Consider the following 22348-nt stretch of genomic DNA (forward strand, 5'->3'; position numbering starts at 1 on the left):
GGGAAGTGTATAGTGTTACTGTTATCGCCGGTGAAGATAGGCCGGATGGAATTAAAAAACCGCGTGGTTATGCCGGCCATGCACCTGGGGTATTGCCGCGATGGGTTTGTTAATGAACAATTGGTGGAGTTTTACCGGGTACGGGCCCGGGGTGGGGTAGGCCTCATTATGGTGGGCGGCTGTGCTATAGATAAGTATGGTCATGGCAATATGGTCAGGATAGATAATGATAAATATATACCCGGGCTGGCCGATCTGGTCAAAGGTGTGCACGAAGAGGGCGGGAAAATTGCGGCCCAGCTATTTCAGCCGGGACGTTACTCCTATTCCTTCCTTTCTGGCACTCAGCCCGTAGCACCTTCGCCCATTCCCTCCAAGCTAACCAGGCAGATGCCCAGAGCCCTTGCCGTGGACGAGATACAGGGCATTGTGGACTCCTTTGGCCTGGCGGCTGTCCGCGCTCAAAAAGCGGGTTTTGACGCTGTGGAGGCCATCGGCAGCGCCGGCTACCTGATTTCACAGTTCCTTTCTCCGGTAACTAACCAGCGGGATGATGAATATGGCGGTGACTTTGAGCGGCGGATGCGTTTTGGTTTGGAGGTGGCCCGCCGCATCAGAACGGCGGTGGGGCCGGATTATCCGGTGCTCTTCCGGGTGGGAGGCAACGATTTCATGCTTGGGGGCAATACCAACCGGGAAATTGTTATGTTCTGCAAACGCTTGGAAGAAGCGGGCGTGGATGCTTTTAACGTTACCGGCGGCTGGCACGAAACAACAGTGCCGCAGATTACTATGGCCGCGCCCCGGGGTGTGTTTGCTTATCTGGCCCGGGGTGTTCGCGAAGCGGTTGGCGTGCCCGTTATAGCTTGTAACAGGATTAATGATCCCGCGTTGGCTGAGGAGATACTGGCCAATGGTATGGCCGACCTGGTGGGTATGGCCCGGGCTATGATTGCCGACCCTGATTTGGTGGCTAAAACCGCGGCCGGTCAAGCCGGTGCGATAAGAAAATGCATTGGCTGCAACCAGGGCTGTCTGGACAGTGTGTTTACCATGAAACCCGTGGGCTGTTTGGTCAATGCCCGGGCCGGGCGCGAGCTGGAGCAGGAACCGGAGCCTGCGCGGCAAGTTAAACAAGTGCTGGTGGTGGGCGGCGGCCCCGGCGGTATGGAAGCGGCCCGAGTGGCGGCTGAGCGCGGGCACCGGGTTACCCTGTGGGAAAAAGACCGCCGGTTGGGCGGGCAGCTAAATCTGGCGGCGGTCCCCCCGGGCCGGGAAGAGTTTAGTACGGTTATTGAATATTACAGGCATGAACTGGACCGGCTGGGTGTGCAGGTGGAACTTAACAAGGAAGCAGACGAAAACAGCATTAAATCTTTTGGTGCTGATGCGGTGGTTATGGCCACCGGGGCCGCTCCCATGCAGCCTCCTATTTTAGGTGTGGATGGCGCCAATGTGGTGCAGGCCTGGGATGTGCTGGCGGGACAAGCGGCCACCGGTAAGCGGGTGGTCATTATCGGCGGCGGCGCAGTGGGTTGTGAAACGGCATTGCTGCTGGCCCGTAAAGGTACATTGGACGCCGATGCACTGCACTTTTTAGCCCTTAATAACGCTGAAAGCTGGGAGACATTAAAAGAGCTGGCCATCCGGGGAGTTAAGGAAGTTACCGTGGTGGAGATGCAAAAGGCAGTGGGCGCCGATATAGGCATATCCTCACGCTGGGTAATCCTTCAGGAAATGCACCGGTTTGGCGTAAAGACAATAACCAGGGCAACGGCAAGAGAGATTAATGAACGTGGTGTGGTGCTGGATACGCAGGGCAAGGAGGAAGTGCTGGAGGCCGATACGGTAGTGCTGGCGGCGGGCTCGCGTTCGCTGAGTGGTCTATGCGAAAGGGTGAAGGAGCAGCTGCCCGAGGTATATGTAGTAGGTGATGCCGTTGCCCCGCGCAAAGCACTGGATGCAATTTATCAGGGTTATTTGGCGGGTGCGGTATTATAACTTATCTATGATAACCTATTTTGTTGTTATTACGGCGCATTGGCGGGCGGGCCAGACGCGGTTGGCCGGAGCTATGTTCACACTTGCAAGTGCATACTGTTAAACGTTAGACGAATAAAAATAAAAAGCCCCGGAGAATTCCGGGGCTTAATTACAGTATGATGGAATTTTGGTATGTAAGATCGTCAAACATCTCAATGTGATTTTTACTTACATTTTTACCGACGCGTACCATCAACATATTGGCGGAGTGTTCCAGTATTTCGGGGTCATCGGTGTGCCGCCTTTTGAAGTTCACCGATCCAAAAACATGTTTAAGCATGCTCTGGTATTCCCACACGCCCATACCGCTGTTTTTCAGGTCCCAGTGCCAATAAAACTCAGTGGTAATCAGCACATATTCCTCCAGCGCGGGGTTTTTAAAAGCTTCTTGTAAAATCGCCTTGGCCAGACCTTTTTTCTGCCATTCGCGGCTGATTTCAATGGCGCCCAGTTCCAGAATGCGTGGATGCCTGACCCAGCGGCTGTACTGGTTGGGATAGTGGAATAACACATAGCCAACAATTTCACGATCGAAACGAGCAATATAAACCATTCCTTCGGGAAGGTTGGCTACTAAGCCCAAGGCTTCTTTTTGCCGTCTGGGATTTCTGAAATTGTTCAGTGCCTGGTTAATTTCCAATGAGTCCAGATATGCCAGGGAAACCGGTCCTTCAAAAAATACCGGCCCTCTGTCCGTTATTAATTCCTTAGCCATAGCCACCACCATTTTCGCTTAATTTATGAAAACGCGCTCCCGGCGATATTTTCATTTATCTGATCCTGTAGATCACGGCTGTTTTCCAAAACTAGCGTATAATATTTATTATAACGTTGTTGTCAAGAGACTATTGCGTAAAATATTCTGAATTAAAGCTGAAAATCCTGCTAGATGAATTATTTTTTTAAAAAAAACCTAATTCCAGGTGATTCCGTATTTCTGTGAGCGGTAAAGCAGTGCCGAGCGGGTAATACCCAACAGCTGGGCAGCCTTGGTTTGGTTGCCGCCGCTTTTTTGTAAAGCTTTTAATATCAACTCCTTCTCTACTTCCTCCAGTGAAATGCCTTGTTCTGGAAATTCCAGTACCAAACCGGAACTGGGCTTGGGAGAAGCATAAAGTTCCCTGGGTAAATGCTCGGTATTAATAGTTGTGCTGTGGCAGATAATGGCGGCCCGTTCAATTACATTTTGCAGTTCCCGGATATTGCCCGGCCAGTTGTAACTGCATAAAAGCTCCATAGCCTCGACGGATATATTTTCTACCTGGTAAGCGGGACCGAATTTATTTAAAAAGTGCTTGGCCAGCAGAGGTATATCCTCCTTGCGTTCCCTGAGCGGCGGCAGGTGGATATGAATTACATTCAGCCGGTAAAACAAATCCTCCCTGAATTCTCCTTTGGTAATTGCTTCATTGAGCTGGCGATTGGTTGCGGCAATAACCCGGACATCTACCGACAATGTTTCAGTGCCGCCTACTCGCTCAAAAGTCTTTTCCTGTAATACCCTGAGCAGTTTAGCTTGCATATTTAAAGACATTTCGGCAATCTCATCTAAAAAGATAGTGCCTTTGTCAGCCAGTTCAAAACGACCCAGCTTGCGGGAGATTGCGCCGGTAAATGCGCCCCGCTCGTGTCCGAACAGCTCGCTTTCCAGTAGTTGTTCCGGCAGTGCCGCGCAGTTGACGGTTACGAAAGGTGCATTATGCCGCTTACTGTTATTATGGATGGCTACGGCGGCTACTTCCTTGCCCGTGCCGCTTTCACCGGTGATGAGCACACTGGCGTTACTATGGGCAACTTTTTCGATGAGAGCGATAATCTCCTGCATTATTTTGCTTTGGCCCACAATGTTATCGTATTTGCTGGTCAGTTCGGAACGCAGAAAAGTCACTTCGGTTTCCAGCTGGCTCAATAACAGATTTTGCTTGATCACCAGCTTGAGCTCATCTAAATCAAAAGGTTTGGTGATATAGTCGGCGGCGCCCATTTTCATGGCCTCAATGGCTGTTTCTATGGTGCCGTGGGCGGTGAGCATGATAACTGGCAGCTTGGGGTTAATGGCTTTAGCTTCTTTTAAAACTTCCATGCCATCCATATCCGGCATGCGTAAATCCAAAATCACCAGGGCAGGGGACTCCTCCCGAATTAAATCCAGTCCTTGTTGGCCCCGGTAAGCTACTATGGCTTGGTATCCCTCCTGACGCATGGCCCGGTCCAGTGCCCAACACATATGTTCTTCATCATCAACGATTAATATCTTATGTGCCATTTTTGTCCCCCCAGTTCAATTGCTTAATTATACAGATCCCACGTTTCCGGCAGGGGTAATTGTACTGTAAAAGTGGTTCCTTCATTGATGTGGCTGCTGACATTAATATGTCCGCCGTGCGCACGTACTATCTGGTGGCTTATAGACAATCCCAGACCGGCGCCGCTTTCCTTGGTGGTATAAAACGGGTCGAATATACTGCCCAGCTCGGCTAGTTCAATACCCGAGCCATTGTCGGTGAAGTCTGTATATACCCATTTACTGTCATGAAACGTTTTGATGGTTAATGTGCCGCCATCGGGCATGGCCTGTGCGGCGTTTAATATTAGATTGACAAAAACCTGCTTGATTTTTTCCGCGTCGACCTCGGTATACGGTATGCTTTCGTCGAACTGCAGCTGAAGTTGAATATGCTGCTGGCGTAGCATAGGCGAAGTAAAAGTGAGTACTTTTTCCAACAGTGCATTTATAAACGCGCTTTGTACGATATGTTTGCTGGGCCGTCCGAAATCCAATAATTCCTGAATTACTCGGTTGGAGCGGCTGATCTGCTCGTTAATTATTTTTACATACTCCTGCGTTTCACTGATATGGGCGAAATCCTTTTCCATTAATTGTACAGTAGCTTTTATAACACCGATGGGGTTGCGCAGTTCATGAGCCACACCGGTGACCAGTCTGCCTAAGGCTGCCAGTCGTTCTGAGCGTCTTAACTCTTCCTCTAATTTTTCCTTCTCCGCCAGGGAAGCGGCCATTCTGTTCACAGCCCGGGCGATTTGGCCGGCTTCGCCGGGCAAATCGGGTATGGGGTGGCTGAGGTCCCTTTCCATAATACGCAAGCCGTTTTTAATTTTACTTACGCCACTGGTTAAATTGTGCATGATTATTAGGGCCCCAAAAGGACTAATCATTAGAGCCAGCAGAGTAAAGTATCGGGTCATGGTGCGAAAATACCGGCTTTGAGCAAAGATGGGATGCACACCCTGATCGGCCCAGACTACAGCAACCAGTTGACCGTCAATGGTAACCGGGGACAAGTATTCGTAAGTCTGGTCATTTAGGCTGCTGGTTAACCGGGCCAGCGGTTGGCCTCCGGCGGCTACGTTAATTAATCCGCTGTTGGCTTCGTCTAAAATTCGCCTTTCTCTTTCCCTTTCTTCTTCCGGTCTTAACTTGCGGTATTGATGCAAAAAACCTTGTACAAAGATTTGGCCCGTTTCGGGAATATATATCCCGAAACGCACTCCCGGGTTGCTGGGTACCAGCGGGCTGGCTGCCCGGTCAAAGGCTGTCTTGAGCAGTTCAACCTTATGGTTGGTTTCAAGTTTATATATATCTGTGTTGCCGGTATGAGTGATTGTTTTCTTAATGTCCGGTATAACCACCGAATCAATGATAGTACCCAGCTTTTCCTTGCGTTCTATGAACATGGCTTCGTCGCTGCGGCTGGCAAAAAATAAGTCATACATAATTACCAGTACGGGAATTATGAGCAGTAATGTAATAACTACTAAAAATTGATTGCGCAAGCTTTGGCCAATGAACCCGACGAAATAACCACTATCTTGTTTATTCATGTGTTTACCTTTCCCTGCCAATTAGGTTAAAGCCTCGCTTACTTGAACTTTGTGCCCTTTTTAACAATTTTAAATGTTTGACGATATAATTGCAAGCTATTATTATATAGAATGTCTGATAACGCACAAACCGCTGTCTGTTATTATGCAGTAAGATAAACTGCTCTTTTGTTTGTATTCCGGTTCACAAACAAATTGGCTTAATAATTAATAAATAAACTGTCTGTTATTAAACAATCGTTAAATAAGTAAGTGTTCGTAAACCTGCAAATAGTGCTATATTTGTTTTGGCACGGTATATGCATAATGAAAAAGCAATTATTATTTTTTTCACATGCTCCGGTGGGAATGTAAAACACACAAATTCATTATATCACATTCTTAAATTGCAAAAAAGGAATAAAGGAGGGGGTGAATCTGAAAACTGCTTGATTCGTTGGCTGGGGGTCAAGGTATTTTAAATTTAATAATAGCTTTAATATGTGCGGATTCTATTCATAATTAATAATGCTTGGCAAGTGATTAATGTTCTCTAAACTAGATTATAGTATCGGGGGAAAGAAAATATGCTGGATGGAATTTTAGCCAAGGCAAGCATGATTATGGAACTGGCTAACAACTCCCAGGTGGCCGCGGCGGTGACGCAGGCCTCGGGAACGCCGGGGATGCCCTGGTGGATGTGGCCTCTTATATTGCTGGTAACATGCTTTGTCATGGGCATAGTGGCTGTGATGGCGGGTGTGGGCGGCGGTGTGCTGTTTGTCCCCATCGTAGGTAGTTTCTTTCCGTTCCACCTGGATTTTGTACGGGGTGCGGGACTGATTGTGGCTCTGGCGGGTGCTCTGGCGGCGGGTCCTGGTTTGCTGAAAGCCAACTTGGCTAATTTGCGACTGGCCTTGCCGGTGGCACTTATTGCATCAACCTTTAGTATCGTAGGGGCGTTTGTCGGCTTGGCGCTGCCGGCGGATATATTACAGATTTGCCTGGGTATCACTATCAGCTTGATTGCTGTACTGTTTATATTCTCCAAAAACAGCGAGTTCCCCAATGTAGGGCAGCCTGATACACTGACTCGTTCCCTCAATATCAGCGGTTCGTATTACGAGCCTTCGGCCGGCCGCCCGGTTAACTGGACGATTTGGCGCACTCCGCAGGGATTCCTGCTCTTCGTGGGTATCGGTATAGTGGCCGGTATGTTCGGTCTGGGTGCCGGCTGGGCTAACGTGCCGGTATTGAACCTGCTTATGGGTGCACCGCTAAAAATCGCCGTGGGATCAAGTAAGTTTTTATTGTCCATTACCGACACATCGGCAGCCTGGGTTTATTTAAACCAGGGCGCGGTTCTGCCTATTATTGCAGTGCCGTCGGTGCTGGGCATTATGCTGGGTTCACTGGTAGGCGTTAAGCTGTTGGCAGGAGCAAAGCCCAAAATAGTGCGCAACATGGTTATTATAATGCTGTTATTTGCCGGCATCAGGTCTTTTCTCAAGGGATTAGGATATTAGGTGGGGGTGGAAAGATATGAGTAGTCAAGTGAGAGCTGAAAACGTGCAACAGCAGACTGCACCGGCCAAGCAAAAGGCCGCGGCGCCCCGGATAGAAGTGCCTGCCGAGCAGATTAAATACGCTAATATGCTATTGTACTGTTCTTGGACCGGAATTGGCATACTAGTGGTTACCTTCCTTCTTTATATGAGTGGTATGATGGGTTCGTTCATTCCACCTGCTGAAGTATCTCAATATTGGGGTATGAGTGTACATGAGTACCTGGAAGCCACGGGAGCTCCGCACGGTTGGGAATGGCTGGGGATGTTGGGTAATAGTGACTATCTGAACCTTATAGGTATAGCTTTCCTGGCTTTGCTTACTATAGCAGGTTACCTGACGCTTTTATTACCGGCTTACTTACGCAAAAAAGATATTCCTTATACGACTATTGTTGTATTGGAAATTGCTGTTTTAACGCTGGCTGCTTCCGGAATTCTTAAAGTTGGCGGGCACTGATTTTTAAACATTGCGGTAGAGTCAGTTTTAATATGCAAATCCTGCAGGTGCCGGACCGGGTGATATGAAATTACGCTCGATCCTCCTGTCGGCCGGGTTCCGCGTCACATGTCCGGTGTTATATCGGATAGTTGCAAACTACTGGCGGGCTGATACAGTTATTTATTTGGAGGGGCATCAGATGAATAGTGATTTTATGGAACAATTTATCAGACATAAAAATGATTTTCTCAAGGAACTTACCAGAGGTAATATAGAGGTCAATTTTAAGACCGATAACAATGCAGACAGTAAAAAAATTATTCTGGAATTGTTTGAACAATGGCTGCTGAAAAAAACCGATCAAGAGCAATTGCAGCCGGTTCAATCCATCCAAGAGGATACCCAGTCATTTGATGTTTTTTTGGATGATGTGCTGTTCCGGGCTAAAAAAATACTGAGCGAGCGGGGTATCAAAATTGCTTATACCTCACTAAGCAATAAAATTGGCATTACTGAATCCTGGAAATGTATAAGAGTGTTTGGCAGCAGCAATATATATTACCGAATTGGTAAAACCCGCCCCCGCAAAGGTCCTTATAAAGGCCAGGAATATTTAGTGATTGACCTGGTTATGGACGGCAATAAAAAACAAGTATTTGTGCCGCTGTTGAAAAAGAAGGATGCAATAGAGAACCAGCTGGGAACCTCGCTGGAAAGGGAATTGCCCAAGGTTGAAGCTACTGGGAAATACCGTTTAAAGCTAATGTTGCCCTATGATGTGATAAAGGAAAGGAATAAACGCCTGGCGGCCAAGAAGTTGGCGGATTTTGTCGAGGCCACCAAGCCTCACTTAAATGAGCTGGGTGTGGTGTGATTGTTTCAAGGCAGGCCTCCGTATAGGGAATCGTTATTAAGTACGGTTCCATTTTTTTTATAAAATGCGGTGCTGCCTTTTGGCAGTGTCGCATTTTAAACGGCTTGGTTTTTTGTGTGATTAGCCCGGAACCGAGCCTGTTTCAAAAGCCGTGGTGGCTTGCCCGGGCTGCTTGGAAGAGGATCTCTTGTGTTCAGGAGGTGAGGCGAATGTCTGAACAATTAGAAAAAAGAGTCAGTGATATAATGATACCGGTGCGCAATTATAAAGTAGTATCGCATAGTTGTACGGTTGCGGATGCTGTTAAGGTATTGCATAGAGGTTTTTACCAGCACGGCAATATAGGCGGGCAGGGGCATCGATCGGTCATTGTGAGTGATGATTACGGTGACCCCTTGGGGATGGTTACTTTTCGGTCCGTATTACAGGCTTTGGAGCCCTTTTTTGCCAGGGCCGATAATCTTTCCGTGCCAACCTTTTGGGAGGGGTTGTTTACCGAAAGATGTGTTTCCGAAGCGCAAAAAAACATTAAAGATATAATGCATCCCATTAATGTCATTGCTCTGGATACCAACGATACTTTAATTAAGGCGGTACATGCCATGATTAAACACAAATTGGGCACACTGCCGGTTAAGAAGAATAACCGCTTGGTGGGCATGGTCAGGGTTAATGAATTGTTTGCCGAGGTGCATGATCTGGTAGTGGGTGCACAAAGCATGGAGGGTGCGCATATCGGGTGATAACAGAAAAATAAAATTTAATATGCCGGAACGTATAAAAAAAGCCCGCGAGGGGCTTTTTTTGTGTAAGAGTATTTTGATTAATAAAATATTTCACAAATGTAATTGATTTTTATTGACCCGGAATTTATAATAATATAAAAGATTAGGAATGTGAAGGAGGGGGCGGGCAGTGGCTGTGGTGATAAGCATGGGTGACTTGCGAAAACCTCCGGCAGACGAACAGGAAAACATGGCGGTGCGTTATTTGGAAGATCCCTTTTTGCGGGCGGAATTGGCCAGGGCGGAGATGTGTCGGGCAGAGCATCCGGGTCAGGTAAATGAGGGAATCATTAATTATGTGTTTGCTTGGGCTATAAGCTATACGGGGGTTTGTGCATACTGGTTTGTGAAATATGTTATATGATAAGGTGTGAATTATGGTGCAAGTGCTTAAACGTTTAGCGGCTTTGGCGCTAGCTAAACGTTTTTAAGTTTATTTTTGAATCCCGCCATCGGCCTATGGTATGATATAGAAAAATGCCATGTTTGGCGGTAGGAGGCGTTTTAGTTGTCCGGTATTATGCAAACGGTTGCCGGGCTTATGGCAGTGGCTGCCAAGACCGCGCCCAAATGTTTGGGACAGGATTATTTGGATATCCGGGTGCTGGCGGGTGATGACCTTTTAAGGTTGGCTGATGAAATGGATAAGTTTGGGCGGGAAACCGGTAAGATTAATTTTGACCGGGATGCGGAAAATATCCGGCATTCCGATGCCGTATTATTTGTGTCTTTAAGGGAGAATCAGCCTCTGGGACTTGATTGCGGTGCTTGCGGGCAAGATAAATGTGTTCAATTGGAAAGCCGTCAGGGGCCGGATTTTGAAGGGCCGCTTTGTGCCTGGCGGGTGCTGGACTTAGGTATCGCTCTTGGTTCAGCGGCTAAAACAGCGGGCATATTAAATGTCGATAACCGGATTATGTACCGCCCGGCGGCGGTGGCCAGAAAAATGGGGTTGGTTAAAGGTTCTATTGCTTGTGCTATTCCTATATCCGCTACAAGTAAGAACATTTATTCTGACAGGCCGGTAAAATAGCTGTGAGTAGCGAAGGTTACAGAAAGACACGGAAACTTGAGCATATTAAATACGCTATGGAATTGCCCGAGGCAATTTGCCAATCCGGTTTTGATAATCTCTTATTGATACACAATGCACTGCCTGAAATTGACTGGGAAGAGTTGGATACTTCCTGCGGCTTTATGGGTAAACGATTACGCGCTCCGCTGATGATTAATGCTATTACCGGTGGACATGCCGGTGTGCTGGAAATTAACCGGGAATTGGCCAGGGCAGCCGCTGCTACGGGAATTGCCATGGCAGTGGGGTCGCAGCGGGCTGCGCTGGATGATCCGGCGGTGCGCAGTACTTTTTATGTGGCCAGGAAGGAGAATCCCAGGGGACTGTTGCTTGCTAATTTAAGTGCTTTTTGCACTCTGCAAGAGGCACTGGACGCCGTAAAAATGATTGATGCCGACGGCATCCAGCTTTATCTTAATGTAAATCAGGAACTGGTGATGCGTGAGGGGGAAGCAAGATTTAGCGGCGGTCTGGAAAATATCAAGCATTTGGCGCTTAATTTGCCTGTGCCGGTGCTGGTTAAGGAAGTAGGCTGTGGAATGGCGCGGGAGACAGTGCAGGCTTTGGCCGACGCGGGGGTACACTATATAGATGTTAGCGGGTTGGGCGGCACCAACTTTGCGGCTATTGAAGGAAGACGCGGTGGTAAAGGTGGTTTTTCCCTGGAGCAGTGGGGAATTCCTACAGCAATTGGTTTGCTGGAGGCGTTGAGTATCGGTCGAAGGATATCGGTGGTGGCGTCCGGGGGAGTGCGTACGGCCGAGGATGCCGCCAAAGCACTGACGGCCGGGGCTTCTCTGGTGGCGCTGGCGGGGCCATTTTTGCGGGCCTTAAAGAAGGATGGAACAAAGGGGCTCATTAAATATATTAATGATTTAATTTTAGGCCTGAGCAGGGTGATGATGCTGACGGGTGCGCAGCATTTGGCTGCTTTGTCTCAAAAGCCCCTGGTAATTACCGGTTTTGTTGCCGAATGGCTTGAGCGGCGCGGTGTAGATGTTAATAGTTACGCCAGACGATAATAATTTTTATTTTGTGTCTTTAAAGCAGGAATATTATAAGTCGGCGTTGAAAATAACAAAATGAGTTGTTGGTCAGCCTGGTTTACACCGGCACTTTCGTTTGGGCAGAAATGCTTGACAGCATAATTTAATCTCTTTGTATCCCACATGCGTAAGCATTAATTTAATAATACAGCAGGTGCCCCCTTTATGGGGGAGAATAGGGAACCGGGTGTGATTCCCGGGCGGTCCCGCCACTGTAACCGGGTAACCTTCGCCACTAAGCCACTGATGATATTATTGGGAAGGCGGCGATTTTGGTGTTAATCCGGGAGCCAGGAGACCTGCCTGCTGTGCGGTAGACTCTTAATTTAAAGAGAGTATATCGGTGGATGATGGCAAAGTTCACGGTCTAAATGACTGTGAACTTTTTTTGTTTCAAATAAATAACAGGAGGTTATCTAATGTTACTAACGCAAACTATCAATAAGATTGGGCCGCTGGACCGACAGGCGATGGCTGGAGCCAAAGAACGTCTGGATAACTTAATCAAGCCTCCGGGCAGTCTGGGCCGGCTGGAGCAGGTGGCTATTAAGCTGGCGGGTATAACCGGCCAGATGCGGCCGAGCATTGGTAAGCGTACTGTTATAGTGATGGCCGGTGATCACGGTGTAACAGATGAAGGGGTTAGCGCGGCCCCTCGGGATGTTACTTGGCAAATGTTGCCCGCCTTTCTTAAGGGAGTGGCCGGTATCGGTGTGCTGGCGCGGCATGCCGGTGCTTCCCTGACGGTTGTGGATGTGGGAGTTGCGGCTGATGTTGACATTCCGGGGGTACTGAAGCGCCGGGTGAAGCCGGGTACCGGCAATATTGCCGTCGGGCCGGCCATGACCAGGGAGGAGGCTATGGCTGCGCTGGAAGTGGGTATTGATGTGGCGCTGGCTGAAATAGATGGAGGTGCTACACTGCTGGCTTTAGGTGACATGGGTATAGGCAATACCACGCCCAGCAGCGCAATTTTAGCGGTGCTGGGGGGGTATTCCGCCGACGAGGTTACCGGTCGGGGCACGATGGTTAATGACCAGGTGCTGGAGAAAAAACGTCATGCTGTGGGCCGGGCAATGGAAATAAACCAGCCTGATCCAGCTGATGGAGTGGACGTGCTGGCTAAAGTGGGAGGCTTGGAAATAGCCGGTTTGGCCGGGGTGGTGCTGGGTTGTGCCGCTAGACGAGTGCCGGTGCTGGTCGACGGGTTTATTACCTCGGCGGCCGCGCTGATTGCCGCTGCTATTAAGCCCGAGAGCAAGAATTACATGCTGGCTTCCCATCTGTCGGGGGAGCCTGGACACCGGTTAATGTTGGAACTTTTAGGTCTGCCCCCCATGCTGCACATGGACATGCGCCTGGGCGAAGGCACCGGCGCAGCTCTGGCCATGCATATTGTAGAGGCCGCCTGCAGGGTGCTGGATGAAATGGTCACTTTCCAGGAGGCCGGCGTGATGGACATGGAGGAAGACATGTTGCATAAAGAAAATAAATAATTAAAACTCCCCGGGTTTACAGATAATTTCTTTGATCTTGGTATCAAAGAAGTGGTTGGAGTGGGCAGGCGCTATGACTACTGCGGTATCGGCGCCTTTGCCTGAACCGCCGATAGCTATAATATCTTCACCATAGGGAATTAAGCCTGCATCCAGGGCCATGCCGCTGATTTCCACGCATACCTTAACACCCTGACCCAGCATGCGCAAGGTTTGGGCCATGATTTCGGCAGGGTAAACGCCGCCGAATTTATTGCGCATGGCCCGGTCTACTCCGGCTAGAAGGTGGGTGGTGAATAACACCCGGATGCCTTTTTGATTGAGCTCGGCTATAGTTTCGTCGTTCATGCGCTTGCTGCCGGGGCTGTCAAAGCCCACGTGGTAGCTGACGCAAATCACCCGGCGGCTGCAGTCAATCAGCTTTAAGGCTGTATTTCCGGTGCTGGAGGCTACCACAATATAGCGAATATCTGTTTGTGCAGCCCGATCCAGTGCGGCCTTAATGGTTGCATCTGTGTTATCGGGACCTTTTTTTTCCCAGTACATAAAAAAACCTCCCGGTACTTTTCTTCCATTTTAGCCCGATGCAATTATTTTGACAAGAATGTTGGTTGGGGCAAAAAAAAACGCCCTTTACAAGGAGCGTTGGAAGAGGAGTATCATTTAAAAAAACTTGGGAGTATCTTAACGACTTCAATTATAGGTTTAATATGAAGTTTTTTCTGTCAAGCAAGTGACAAAGAAAGGTATTCTAACCGACACATTAAATGTGATAAGTTAGATTTTTCATTTTTTAATCACTAATTTAATCACTAATATTGAAGGTTTATACGATGGGTATCGGGGTAACCTCTAAAAACTAAAAATGCTCACACTCGCATGAATAAAGGATTTTTACATAGAAAACGACGGCTGATATTGGGTATCCCAGAAAAATGTTCAAATCGCCAACCGTCGTTCAAAAGTCAAATCAACAAACTCATTGTACCTGATACAATCATTACAAGCCCGGCAAAAGCTTTTTTACTTAGCTTTTCATGTAAAATAAAGTATCCGAAAGCGATGGTTGCCAGAATGCTCAATTTGTCGATGGGAACCACCACACTGGCCGGCCCTTCTTGTAATGCCCGATAGAAGCACAGCCATGAAAGCCCCGTGGCGAGACCGGACAGCCCGATAAACACCCGGCTGCGTCTATCGATATGCTTTATTTCGTGCTGCTTTCCCTGCATAAAGACAATTAGCCAGGCCATTAAAAGGACAACGATCGTCCGTATCGCGGTTCCAAGGTTGGATTCGATGCCTTCAATGCCGACCTTGCCCAAAATCGCCGTGAGGCTTGCAAACACTGCCGATAGAATGGCGTAAACCAGCCATTTGTAATCTTTTGCAGCGCCCGTTGCGGTTTCCTTCCGTTCAATCATCAGATAGGTGCCAACACCGATGAGCGCTATGGCGAGCGCTTTCAGCCAGGTCAGCCTCTCGCCGAGCAGGAGAAAGGACAGCAGCATTGTGAGAACGGTGCTGGATTTGTCAACAGGGACAACCTTGTTGGCATCGCCGATCTGCAATGCGCGGAAATAGCAAAGCCACGAGCCACCTGTCGCTAGCCCGGACAGGACAAGAAAAATCAGGCTCTTGATATCAATATTTGCAATGGTTGTATGAGAACCCACGATGAAAACCATCAACCAGGCAAAGATGATTACGACTATGGTTCTCAGTGCTGTCGCAAGATTGGAATCAGTATTTTTTATCCCGACTTTCGCCAGAATTGACATAACACCGGCAAAGAGCGCGGAAGCCAACGCATAAACAATCCACATAAAATAACCTTCTTCAAAGAACAACGATTTATCCGCAATATCATAGTTGGCTTATATATTCGTTTCTGATTATAGCACCGGAAACTGAGATAGTCTATGATCTCGCACAGGCCGATTCGCGTGAACATCTTTGTCAGCTTGTTTGTTATCCAATGCCTCGATAGCAAAAGTCTTTATCAACTGCTCAATATTGGAGGTAATTGAACGCAGGGTTCAAAAACCGGATTTTCAGATTTTTCGTCTCGGATTCTGCGTTTTTCGGAACAAGGGAAATTGGACATCCATGAAATAATGAAAACACCAACGGCCTATAATAAAAGGCTTTGGGACAAAGAAAAGGTCTTCAAAATTTGTTCAGTCCAATAAGACTGCTCAAAATTTGAAGACCGATTCGGATGAGAAGTTAGGTAAATATAGATGCCATATATTCTGCCGGAGTATTTCAGATAAATGAGCCGGTCCGCCTCAACGTAGAAGGGGCTCTCGCATCATCTCTTTCATGTTCATCTTGTCTTAGTGCTTAATTATGATAACTTTTACGCTTTCGGATTTTTCGATATCTTTTTTGAATTCTGCTTCGTTCTGAATAACGCCCAAATCATACACAATGTAAAGCTGGCGCTGATACACTTTTTGATAGGCGGTAATGTCTGCGCTTATTTCTTCAATCACCTTCGATTTTCTGCCGTCTCGCAGAAGCTTTGCTTCAATGCACAGACTCAATTTAGGAATAATGAAGGTAAGCGTCAAATCTAACGACACCTACCTTCCCCGCCCTTTCTGTGAGAGACTATAGTAGCGAGAGTATCCTGAGAGAACGCGAGATATTGCGAGAGCTCTCAATAGCTTTTAATACTGCCTCGCAGGAGGATTACAATGGAACTGCAAAAAGTAAAACATGAGCTTAAAGTGGAGGAATGGCGCAGGCTTATCTATGAATGTCGGACCAGCGGCCAAACAATTTGCACCTGGTGCAAAGAGCGCCATATCTCCCCGCAGACCTATTACCGATGGCAGCGTGCGGTTTGGGACGCAGGGACACAAAACCTTCTTGCAGAGTCAAATCAGCAACCGATCATGACGCGGGCTGAAACAGCTGTATTTACCGAGTGCCGGATACCGGCCCCGGTTCAGAGCGTGCCAGCGGCGGTCGTCACCCTTCATTTTGGTAACGTCACACTGGAATTTCAAAACGGTGTGCACTCAGAAACCGTGGAAACGATCCTCAGAGCGGTGAAGGCGCTGTGTTAGATGTCACACGCGCTGCGCACGTGTATCTGGCCTGCGGCTACACAGACCTGCGCCGGGGTATTGACGGGCTGGCCGCTATGGTTCAGCAGCGCTTTCAGCTTGACCCCTTCTCCGACAGTCTGTTTCTGTTCTGCGGCCGGCGAACTGATCGGATTAAAGCGCTCTACTGGGAGAGAAACGGATTCGTACTTCTGTATAAGCGGTTGGAAAGCGGGCGTTTCCAATGGCCGAGAACCCCGGAAGACGTCCGGGCACTCACGGAACAGCAATTCCGCTGGCTCATGGAAGGGCTCTCCATTGACCAACCTAAAGCCCTGCGTCCGGTGAATAATTTAAGTATTGTTTAAAGCCGGGAAGCCTTGAAAATACGGGGTTTTTCATTGTTTTTCGCAGCAAAATATGGTATAATTCAAGCATGAAAAACGTGCCTGAAACCGTTAAAGACAGCGCCGAAATCGTGACGATTTCGCGCACAGAATACAATGAATATCTTGCACTAAAGACCCAAAACGCCGAATTGTCACGTCAAGTAGAATGGTTTCTGGAGCAACTGCGCCTGGCCCGGCAAAAACGTTTTGGGTCTTCGTCCGAACAGAGCCAATATGACGGCTGGGAGCAGCCGAACCTATTTAATGAAGCGGAACTCTTCGCGGACGAAGCTGTGCCGGAACCGGAGTTAACCGATGTAAAACCCCACGTTCGCAAGAAGCGACGGGAAACGAAGGACAGCCTGCCTGAGAACCTGCCCGTCGAAACCACCGAGCATTTTCTGCCGGATCAAGAGCGCACCTGCCCGGTCTGCAACGACGAACTGCAAATTATTGGAAAGACCGTGCAGCGGAGGCTAAAAATCATTCCGGCCAGCGCGGTGATCCTGGAAGATATCTATTATACCTACGCCTGCCGAACCTGCGAAAAAACCGGCACAGAAGTCCCCGTGCTCAGAACGCCCCAAAGAAACAACGTCATCAAAGGGAGCTTTGCCTCACCGGAGGCGGTAGCGCACATCATCACGCAGAAATTTGTCATGGGAGCCCCGCTATACCGGCAAGAGAAATCTTTTCAGCGCCAGGGGATAACACTGTCGCGCCAAACGTTATCCAACTGGGTGCTGAAAAGCACTGCAGATTGGCTGGAGCCCATCTACCATGAACTGCATCGCAGGCTTTGCGCCCGGCAAGTGCTGCATGGTGATGAAACCACTCTGCAAGTGCTGCGGGAGCCGGGGAAATCCGCTCAGTCCAAGAGCTACATGTGGCTATACCGGACCAGCGGAGATACCGGACAGCCGATTATCCTGTATGAATACCAACCGGATCGAAAAGCCCGCCGCCCGGCCGAGTTTCTAAAAGGTTTCTCCGGATATTTGCATACGGACGGGTACAGCGGCTATCACAATCTGCCGGGTTCGATCACTGTGGTAGGCTGCTGGGCTCATGCCCGACGAAAATTTAATGAAGCCCTGAAAGCTCTCCCGGAAAAAGACCGGGGGGGGTCTTTAGCCCTGCGCGGAAAACGCTATTGCGACGCACTGTTTGACCTTGAAAAACAATTGGCGGCCTGCCCGACGGAAAGACGCTATGAGAAACGTCAGGAACTGGCAAAACCAATGCTTGAAGCCTTTTCGGCGTGGCTGAGAGCCCAGAATGTTCCTGCCGCCCTGTAATGCCCGAAAGCTGATGGTGTTGCCTGTCCAGAAGTTGCCATATATAATGACCATATCATGAAGAAAGGAAAGACGCCCCTTTTTTTGGTGTACTGCTGCAGCAACAGCAATACCAGGGGCGCCACCACGTATGGTCATTTTAACAGAATATGAGCTAATTGAAAACCTTGAAAAAAGTGTTTTTTGTAAAGAGCGCGGAGCAGATTCCCTGTCCCTGTTGTAACGGGCCACTGGATGTCATCGGCAGCCGGCAACGCAAGTACATAAATGGCCTTGGCGATCAGATCGTGCTCATCATTCGCCGGCTCCGTTGTGAACACTGCCGTCGGATCCATCACGAACTTCCGGATATACTCGTCCCGTACAAACGCCACAGCAGAAAAAGCATTGAGGCGGTCATAGCCGGAGACACCGCACTGACCGTCACCGCTGACGAATCCACATTAGGCCGTTGGCGCAGTTGGTTTAGTGAAATGTATTATCACTTCCTGGGTTGCCTGGCCTCCATCGCTACCTTACTCGGTAACCAATCTGTGAAAGAATCGTCCTGTCTTTCCCAGTCTGCGCTCACAAGGATTTGGGACTATGTTGGCAACGCCACCGGCTGGCTGGCCAGAGTTGTCCGATCAGTGGCAAACACAAATTGTTGGGTACATACCCGTTCTGCATTCCCGTCCTGACGGTCAGGATATAAACTCATGCTAAGCCTAAAAATTAGGGGGTTTTAGCATGAAAGACCAACAAAAGGCCGAAGAGATTGCCGCTCAGCGGATGCAACTACTATCCCCGCTGCTAGCGGACGGGCTTGATGCGGCCAAAATCAGGGAAATTAAGAAAGATATCTGCCAGCAGACCGGACTATCCGAGCGTACGCTGCGCAGATACCTGGCCCAGTACCGGGCAGTCGGCTTTAGGGGACTAAAACCTAAAGGCAAAGGCCGGCAAACCGAAGAAGCTATACCATCAAATATCCTAACTCAGGCCATCCTGTTGCGTCGTGAGGTGCCCGGTCGCAGCATCGCTCAGATCATTCAGATTATGGAATGGGAAGGGCTGATCCAGGAAGGGCGGATTAAACGCAGCACCCTGCAGGAGAAGTTGGCCGAGAAAGGCTACAGCACAAGACAGATGCGCATGTACTCCGACAGCGGCGTGGCGGCTCGGCGATTCCAAAAGAAGCACCGCAACCAGCTCGTACATTCCGACATCAAATACGGCCCCTACCTGCCAATCGGCAAGGATGGCGCTAAAAAGCAGGTCTACCTGGTCACCTTCATCGACGATGCCACCCGCTTTGTGCTGCACGGCGAGTTCTACCCGACGCTGGATCAGGTCATTGTAGAAGATTGCTTCCGTAAAGCGATTCACAAATACGGAGTTCCCGAAGCGGTATATTTCGACAACGGTAGCCAGTATCGCACTAAATGGATGCATCGCACCTGCAGCAAATTAGGCACCCGGCTAGTATTTGCAAAACCGTACTCTCCGGAGGCAACCGGTAAAGTAGAAAGGTTTAACCGGGTGGTGGACGCCTTCTTAGGCGAGGCCAAACTGGAAAAACCACAATCGCTGGACAAGTTAAATGAGCTGTTTTGGGTCTGGCTGGAGGAGTGCTACCACAACAAGCCGCATTCCGGGCTAGATGGTAGCGCCAGCCCGCATGCTGCCTACCGCAGTGACAACAAGGCACTAAGGTATTTGGATCCACAAACCATCGCTAACGCCTTTTTGCACTGTGAAAAACGGAAAGTGGACAAGGCTGGCTGCATCAGCTTTAACGGCAATAAGTACGAAGTCGGGCTGCCGTTTATCGGGTGTAAAGTGCAAGTCATCTACGACCCCGCTAACATCACTGAACTGACTATTGAATATGAAGGGCACGCACCCTGGACAGCTAGGCAGTTAGTAATCGGCCAGCGAGCCGGGAAACGCCCCCCGCTGCCGGAACACCTGCAGCCCAAGCCCGCCGAATCGTCGCGACTCCTGGCTGCAGCCGCCCTGAAAAACCAGCAGCGTAAAGAGCAGCAGGCTCCAGCCATTTCTTTTAGAGCCGTGAACAAGGAGGATAACAGTCATGTTTGAATCCTTCTACGGCCTGTCTAAAACACCGTTCTCCCGGGACATCCCAACGGATCAGTTGTACCAATCGCTGATGCTAGATGAGACACTGGGCCGATTGGAATATGCCGCCCGTAGGCAACTTTTCGCCGTGGTTACCGGTGACTGCGGTACCGGTAAAACAACCACCATCCGCCTGTTCAAGGCCTCTTTAAATCCGGCCATGTTCATGGTGATGTATCTGGCGGACTCCAAACTTACCCCCCGGCATTTCTACAAGGGCCTATTGGAACAGCTAGGCTGTGAAGCCAAGTTTTATCGCGGCGACGCCAAGCGCCAGTTGCACCGGGAAGTCGAACTCATGCGCGGTATTCAGCAACTGCAGCCGGTTGTTATCGTAGACGAAGCGCATCTTTTGGACAAAGAAATGCTGGAAGAGGTACGATTCTTGTTGAACTTTAAAATGGATGCCCAAAGTCCTATGGCCCTGATCTTGGTGGGTCAGAGCGAACTGTGGGATAAGTTCCAGCTTCAAGCGTACGCCGCCATCCGCCAACGGATCGACCTGCAGTGTAAACTGCCGCACCTGGACCGTTCCCAAGTCGGGGAATATATTAATCGGCACCTGGCTTATGCCGGCGCCGAACACGATATCTTTTCAGATAATGCGGTTGATCAGGTGTTCCGGTATTCCAGCGGTGCAGTCAGGCTTGTTAACAAAGTCTGCACCCATTGCTTGCTCTATGGAGCTCAAAACGGTCGTCGGATTATTGATGATCACATGGTGAAGTTGGTTATCCAGGGAGAATTGTTATAATTCTCCCTTCCCCGGGCCGGTGGGCACTAAGTCCGTCAATTCACGGACAACTAACACCGTCTATTGCTGGACGTTACAGATCGTCAGTAACACCAGAAAACCGCACCGAAATCCGCGATTGGCAAAGCCATCTATTACCTGCAGGAGCAGTGGTCCTGGCTAACAAATTATCTCCTGGACGGGCGGCTGGAGTTCAGCAACAACCGAGCGGAACGCAGCATCAAACCGTTTGTCATTGACCGGAAGAACTTTTTGTTTGCCAATACACCGAAAGGGGCGCAAGGCAGCGCCGTCATGTTCAGCCTCATTGAGACGGCGAAGGAAAACGGATTGGATCCCCACCGCTTTCTGAGCTATGTTTTTGACGCGGCACCTAACATGGATCTCGGCGACCCGAAACAGTTAGAGCTGCTGCTGCCCTGGAACGCGCCGGAGACGTGCAAAGTCCCGCCAGGCTTAAACGAGAGGAGTTACCATGAAAAAACGAAGTAACATTGACATGGTTCTCGATATGGTCGAAGCGTTCCTCAAAGGCAACATAAGTCGTCTGGATTTCCAACTGGATTTCCCCCATGAAGTACAACAGCGCTACCAAAAAATGGCCCGTGAAGACGAGGAATTTGCAAGATTGATTGACGATCGCCTGGTGGAAGACGGTGTTTATAAAGGCGAGCGCCTCAGCGATGAAGCATTCCGAAGACACATTCGGAAGCAGTTTCTGGATGTCGTTGACATCAGTGATGAAGGGTTCCTGTAACCGCTTAATACGAGTCGGCATTGGTCAAGGCGTCAATTGGTTTGACGCTTACTAATGAAGTCTGGTATGTACTCTTTTCCGGAGAATTCAAACTTTCCGGATTCTCTGTCGTAATCGATACCTTTGTTCAAACCACGACCTAACAATAGCGATTCTATGGCATTTTGGACTTCGATTTCTTTTTCTGGCTTATTAAATATTACAGTGCGAAGGCGGGAGGCAAAGAAGTTTTCAATATTGTCAAACTCATCGTCAACAAAATCGATACATCCTTCCAGACTTGCTAACAGCATTTTTGCACTGACAAGAACCTGCTCAAGAATTTTCTTTTCTATGCCCCATACAGCATCACCATATCGAGGTATATCAGCAATATTAAAAGTATATACCATCGAAGAGACTTTCAATACCTTCTTTGTCTGTTCTGCAAAATCGTTGTACATACATGCCATATCTTTATTACAATGGACCCCAATGTCAAGACACAATTTTTCAAATTCAAAGCGACACTGAGTAAGTATTAACAGCAAGGCCTTCATGGTCGAATGTTTCGATACGTTAGAAAGCCGCATTAAGGTAAACACATGCTAGCTAGCCTAATATTTGACAGTAGTCATAAAATGTGGCGGTCTCCAGAGGGAGGGTACGTTATCCCTATTCACAAAACCTAGCCGCCGCTTGCGGTCGGAGCGAAGCGGAGAGCCTTGACTCCATGTGCTAGACTTAAACAACCCGACCGAAGGCAAATATTTTTTTGGCGTATATCCGTCGGTCGGGTTATCTATTAAGCGGCACATGGAGTCAAGACCGGCGGCCTCTTTGTTT

General features: G+C 48.9%; 24 protein-coding genes, 1 pseudogene and 1 riboswitch. Of the genes and pseudogenes, 17 read left to right on the top strand and 8 right to left on the bottom strand.

Annotated elements, in window-relative coordinates; genetic code table 11:
* The first annotated feature begins 9 nt into the window (after window positions 1-9).
* Window positions 10-2001 carry an FAD-dependent oxidoreductase gene (locus ABDB91_RS05885; protein ID WP_347491539.1) on the top strand — a complete coding sequence of 664 codons (1992 nt, stop codon included), beginning with the start codon at window positions 10-12 and terminating at the stop codon, window positions 1999-2001.
* A 151-nt stretch (window positions 2002-2152) separates the two neighbouring features.
* Here ABDB91_RS05885 and ABDB91_RS05890 read toward each other — a convergent pair whose 3' ends face one another.
* The 3 genes from ABDB91_RS05890 to ABDB91_RS05900 all read right to left on the bottom strand — a co-directional run bounded on the left by ABDB91_RS05890 (window position 2153) and on the right by ABDB91_RS05900 (window position 5886).
* Entirely contained in the window at window positions 2153-2758 is a 606-nt protein-coding gene (locus tag ABDB91_RS05890) for a GNAT family N-acetyltransferase (protein WP_347490684.1), read from the bottom strand.
* 198 nt (window positions 2759-2956) lie between these two features.
* The gene (locus ABDB91_RS05895) at window positions 2957-4309 is read right to left on the bottom strand and encodes a sigma-54 dependent transcriptional regulator (protein WP_347490685.1); all 1353 of its coding nucleotides are present in this window, start codon (window positions 4307-4309) and stop codon (window positions 2957-2959) included.
* Window positions 4310-4332: 23 nt separating this feature from the next.
* A complete protein-coding gene (locus ABDB91_RS05900; protein ID WP_347490686.1) occupies window positions 4333-5886 on the bottom strand; it encodes an ATP-binding protein in 1554 nt (517 codons plus the stop codon).
* 566 nt (window positions 5887-6452) lie between these two features.
* Between ABDB91_RS05900 and ABDB91_RS05905 the strand changes: the two genes are divergently transcribed.
* From ABDB91_RS05905 to cobT, 8 genes are all read left to right on the top strand, one after another.
* Window positions 6453-7391 carry a sulfite exporter TauE/SafE family protein gene (locus tag ABDB91_RS05905; protein WP_347490687.1) on the top strand — a complete coding sequence of 313 codons (939 nt, stop codon included), beginning with the start codon at window positions 6453-6455 and terminating at the stop codon, window positions 7389-7391.
* Window positions 7392-7407: 16 nt separating this feature from the next.
* On the top strand, window positions 7408-7890 hold the full coding sequence (locus ABDB91_RS05910; protein ID WP_347490688.1) for a DUF1634 domain-containing protein: 483 nt from the start codon (window positions 7408-7410) through the stop codon (window positions 7888-7890).
* A 181-nt stretch (window positions 7891-8071) separates the two neighbouring features.
* Window positions 8072-8746 carry a hypothetical protein gene (locus ABDB91_RS05915; protein ID WP_347490689.1) on the top strand — a complete coding sequence of 225 codons (675 nt, stop codon included), beginning with the start codon at window positions 8072-8074 and terminating at the stop codon, window positions 8744-8746.
* Between the two features lie 209 nt (window positions 8747-8955).
* Window positions 8956-9489, top strand: a complete 534-nt coding sequence (locus tag ABDB91_RS05920) for a CBS domain-containing protein (RefSeq protein ID WP_347490690.1) — start codon at window positions 8956-8958, stop codon at window positions 9487-9489.
* Between the two features lie 172 nt (window positions 9490-9661).
* Window positions 9662-9895, top strand: coding sequence for a hypothetical protein (locus ABDB91_RS05925; protein WP_347490691.1), 234 nt, complete (start codon window positions 9662-9664; stop codon window positions 9893-9895).
* A gap of 144 nt (window positions 9896-10039) precedes the next feature.
* The gene (locus ABDB91_RS05930; RefSeq protein ID WP_347490692.1) at window positions 10040-10564 is read left to right on the top strand and encodes a DUF2148 domain-containing protein; all 525 of its coding nucleotides are present in this window, start codon (window positions 10040-10042) and stop codon (window positions 10562-10564) included.
* 2 nt (window positions 10565-10566) lie between these two features.
* Window positions 10567-11628, top strand: a complete 1062-nt coding sequence (gene fni / locus ABDB91_RS05935) for a type 2 isopentenyl-diphosphate Delta-isomerase (RefSeq protein WP_347490693.1) — start codon at window positions 10567-10569, stop codon at window positions 11626-11628.
* A gap of 159 nt (window positions 11629-11787) precedes the next feature.
* Window positions 11788-11974, top strand: a riboswitch (cobalamin riboswitch).
* 97 nt (window positions 11975-12071) lie between these two features.
* Window positions 12072-13148, top strand: coding sequence for a nicotinate-nucleotide--dimethylbenzimidazole phosphoribosyltransferase (cobT, locus tag ABDB91_RS05940; RefSeq protein ID WP_347490694.1), 1077 nt, complete (start codon window positions 12072-12074; stop codon window positions 13146-13148).
* Here cobT and ABDB91_RS05945 read toward each other — a convergent pair whose 3' ends face one another.
* The 3 genes from ABDB91_RS05945 to ABDB91_RS05955 form a co-directional block, all read right to left on the bottom strand.
* Window positions 13149-13694 (bottom strand): pyruvate kinase alpha/beta domain-containing protein, encoded by a 546-nt coding sequence (locus ABDB91_RS05945; protein ID WP_347490695.1) that lies wholly within the window; start codon window positions 13692-13694, stop codon window positions 13149-13151. It abuts the gene before it with no gap.
* A 419-nt stretch (window positions 13695-14113) separates the two neighbouring features.
* Window positions 14114-14974 (bottom strand): EamA family transporter, encoded by an 861-nt coding sequence (locus tag ABDB91_RS05950; protein ID WP_347490696.1) that lies wholly within the window; start codon window positions 14972-14974, stop codon window positions 14114-14116.
* Window positions 14975-15487: 513 nt separating this feature from the next.
* Entirely contained in the window at window positions 15488-15736 is a 249-nt protein-coding gene (locus ABDB91_RS05955; protein ID WP_347490697.1) for a hypothetical protein, read from the bottom strand.
* Between the two features lie 114 nt (window positions 15737-15850).
* Here ABDB91_RS05955 and ABDB91_RS05960 point away from each other — a divergent pair, with 114 nt between their 5' ends.
* The 3 genes from ABDB91_RS05960 to ABDB91_RS05970 all read left to right on the top strand — a co-directional run bounded on the left by ABDB91_RS05960 (window position 15851) and on the right by ABDB91_RS05970 (window position 17891).
* Window positions 15851-16225 (top strand): hypothetical protein, encoded by a 375-nt coding sequence (locus ABDB91_RS05960; RefSeq protein ID WP_347488134.1) that lies wholly within the window; start codon window positions 15851-15853, stop codon window positions 16223-16225.
* Window positions 16219-16572 (top strand): IS66 family insertion sequence element accessory protein TnpB, encoded by a 354-nt coding sequence (tnpB, locus tag ABDB91_RS05965; protein ID WP_347488133.1) that lies wholly within the window; start codon window positions 16219-16221, stop codon window positions 16570-16572. The genes ABDB91_RS05960 and tnpB overlap by 7 nt, the downstream gene beginning before the upstream one ends.
* Before the next feature lie 68 nt (window positions 16573-16640).
* Entirely contained in the window at window positions 16641-17891 is a 1251-nt protein-coding gene (locus tag ABDB91_RS05970; RefSeq protein WP_347490698.1) for an IS66 family transposase, read from the top strand.
* Window positions 17892-18025: 134 nt separating this feature from the next.
* Here ABDB91_RS05970 and ABDB91_RS05975 read toward each other — a convergent pair whose 3' ends face one another.
* Window positions 18026-18226 (bottom strand): hypothetical protein, encoded by a 201-nt coding sequence (locus ABDB91_RS05975; protein WP_347491677.1) that lies wholly within the window; start codon window positions 18224-18226, stop codon window positions 18026-18028.
* On the opposite strand from ABDB91_RS05975, the gene ABDB91_RS05980 reads away from it, so the two are divergent.
* From ABDB91_RS05980 to ABDB91_RS06000, 5 genes and pseudogenes are all read left to right on the top strand, one after another.
* The gene (locus tag ABDB91_RS05980; protein WP_347491526.1) at window positions 18155-18571 is read left to right on the top strand and encodes a DUF6431 domain-containing protein; all 417 of its coding nucleotides are present in this window, start codon (window positions 18155-18157) and stop codon (window positions 18569-18571) included. The genes ABDB91_RS05975 and ABDB91_RS05980 overlap by 72 nt on opposite strands.
* Before the next feature lie 49 nt (window positions 18572-18620).
* Window positions 18621-19973 carry a DDE-type integrase/transposase/recombinase gene (locus ABDB91_RS05985; RefSeq protein ID WP_347487742.1) on the top strand — a complete coding sequence of 451 codons (1353 nt, stop codon included), beginning with the start codon at window positions 18621-18623 and terminating at the stop codon, window positions 19971-19973.
* A complete protein-coding gene (locus ABDB91_RS05990) occupies window positions 19966-20766 on the top strand; it encodes an AAA family ATPase (RefSeq protein WP_347487743.1) in 801 nt (266 codons plus the stop codon). The genes ABDB91_RS05985 and ABDB91_RS05990 overlap by 8 nt, the downstream gene beginning before the upstream one ends.
* A 105-nt stretch (window positions 20767-20871) precedes the next feature.
* Window positions 20872-21258 (top strand): annotated as a pseudogene (locus tag ABDB91_RS05995) (transposase); the annotation flags it as partial.
* Window positions 21242-21523 (top strand): hypothetical protein, encoded by a 282-nt coding sequence (locus tag ABDB91_RS06000; protein WP_347488131.1) that lies wholly within the window; start codon window positions 21242-21244, stop codon window positions 21521-21523. The pseudogene ABDB91_RS05995 and the gene ABDB91_RS06000, both read left to right, overlap by 17 nt.
* Before the next feature lie 32 nt (window positions 21524-21555).
* Here the strand turns inward: ABDB91_RS06000 and ABDB91_RS06005 are convergent, their stop codons facing one another.
* Window positions 21556-21966: a hypothetical protein gene (locus ABDB91_RS06005; RefSeq protein WP_347490699.1), complete on the bottom strand. Its 411-nt coding sequence runs from the start codon at window positions 21964-21966 to the stop codon at window positions 21556-21558.
* Between the last annotated feature and the right edge of the window lie 382 nt (window positions 21967-22348).

The sequence above is a fragment of the Desulfoscipio sp. XC116 genome, from assembly GCF_039851975.1.
GTDB lineage: Bacteria > Bacillota > Desulfotomaculia > Desulfotomaculales > Desulfallaceae > Sporotomaculum.

Coding starts and splice junctions, on each gene's coding strand:
- ABDB91_RS05975 (WP_347491677.1), bottom strand. CDS start 18,226: ATGGATCCGACGGCAGTGTTCACAACGGAGCCGGCGAATGATGAGCAC.
- ABDB91_RS05910 (WP_347490688.1), top strand. CDS start 7,408: ATGAGTAGTCAAGTGAGAGCTGAAAACGTGCAACAGCAGACTGCACCG.
- ABDB91_RS05970 (WP_347490698.1), top strand. CDS start 16,641: ATGAAAAACGTGCCTGAAACCGTTAAAGACAGCGCCGAAATCGTGACG.
- ABDB91_RS05945 (WP_347490695.1), bottom strand. CDS start 13,694: ATGTACTGGGAAAAAAAAGGTCCCGATAACACAGATGCAACCATTAAG.
- ABDB91_RS05900 (WP_347490686.1), bottom strand. CDS start 5,886: ATGAATAAACAAGATAGTGGTTATTTCGTCGGGTTCATTGGCCAAAGC.
- ABDB91_RS05895 (WP_347490685.1), bottom strand. CDS start 4,309: ATGGCACATAAGATATTAATCGTTGATGATGAAGAACATATGTGTTGG.
- ABDB91_RS05920 (WP_347490690.1), top strand. CDS start 8,956: ATGTCTGAACAATTAGAAAAAAGAGTCAGTGATATAATGATACCGGTG.
- ABDB91_RS05985 (WP_347487742.1), top strand. CDS start 18,621: ATGAAAGACCAACAAAAGGCCGAAGAGATTGCCGCTCAGCGGATGCAA.
- ABDB91_RS05950 (WP_347490696.1), bottom strand. CDS start 14,974: ATGTGGATTGTTTATGCGTTGGCTTCCGCGCTCTTTGCCGGTGTTATG.
- ABDB91_RS05915 (WP_347490689.1), top strand. CDS start 8,072: ATGAATAGTGATTTTATGGAACAATTTATCAGACATAAAAATGATTTT.
- ABDB91_RS05960 (WP_347488134.1), top strand. CDS start 15,851: ATGGAACTGCAAAAAGTAAAACATGAGCTTAAAGTGGAGGAATGGCGC.
- ABDB91_RS06005 (WP_347490699.1), bottom strand. CDS start 21,966: ATGTACAACGATTTTGCAGAACAGACAAAGAAGGTATTGAAAGTCTCT.
- ABDB91_RS05890 (WP_347490684.1), bottom strand. CDS start 2,758: ATGGCTAAGGAATTAATAACGGACAGAGGGCCGGTATTTTTTGAAGGA.
- cobT (WP_347490694.1), top strand. CDS start 12,072: ATGTTACTAACGCAAACTATCAATAAGATTGGGCCGCTGGACCGACAG.
- ABDB91_RS05990 (WP_347487743.1), top strand. CDS start 19,966: ATGTTTGAATCCTTCTACGGCCTGTCTAAAACACCGTTCTCCCGGGAC.
- ABDB91_RS06000 (WP_347488131.1), top strand. CDS start 21,242: ATGAAAAAACGAAGTAACATTGACATGGTTCTCGATATGGTCGAAGCG.
- ABDB91_RS05905 (WP_347490687.1), top strand. CDS start 6,453: ATGCTGGATGGAATTTTAGCCAAGGCAAGCATGATTATGGAACTGGCT.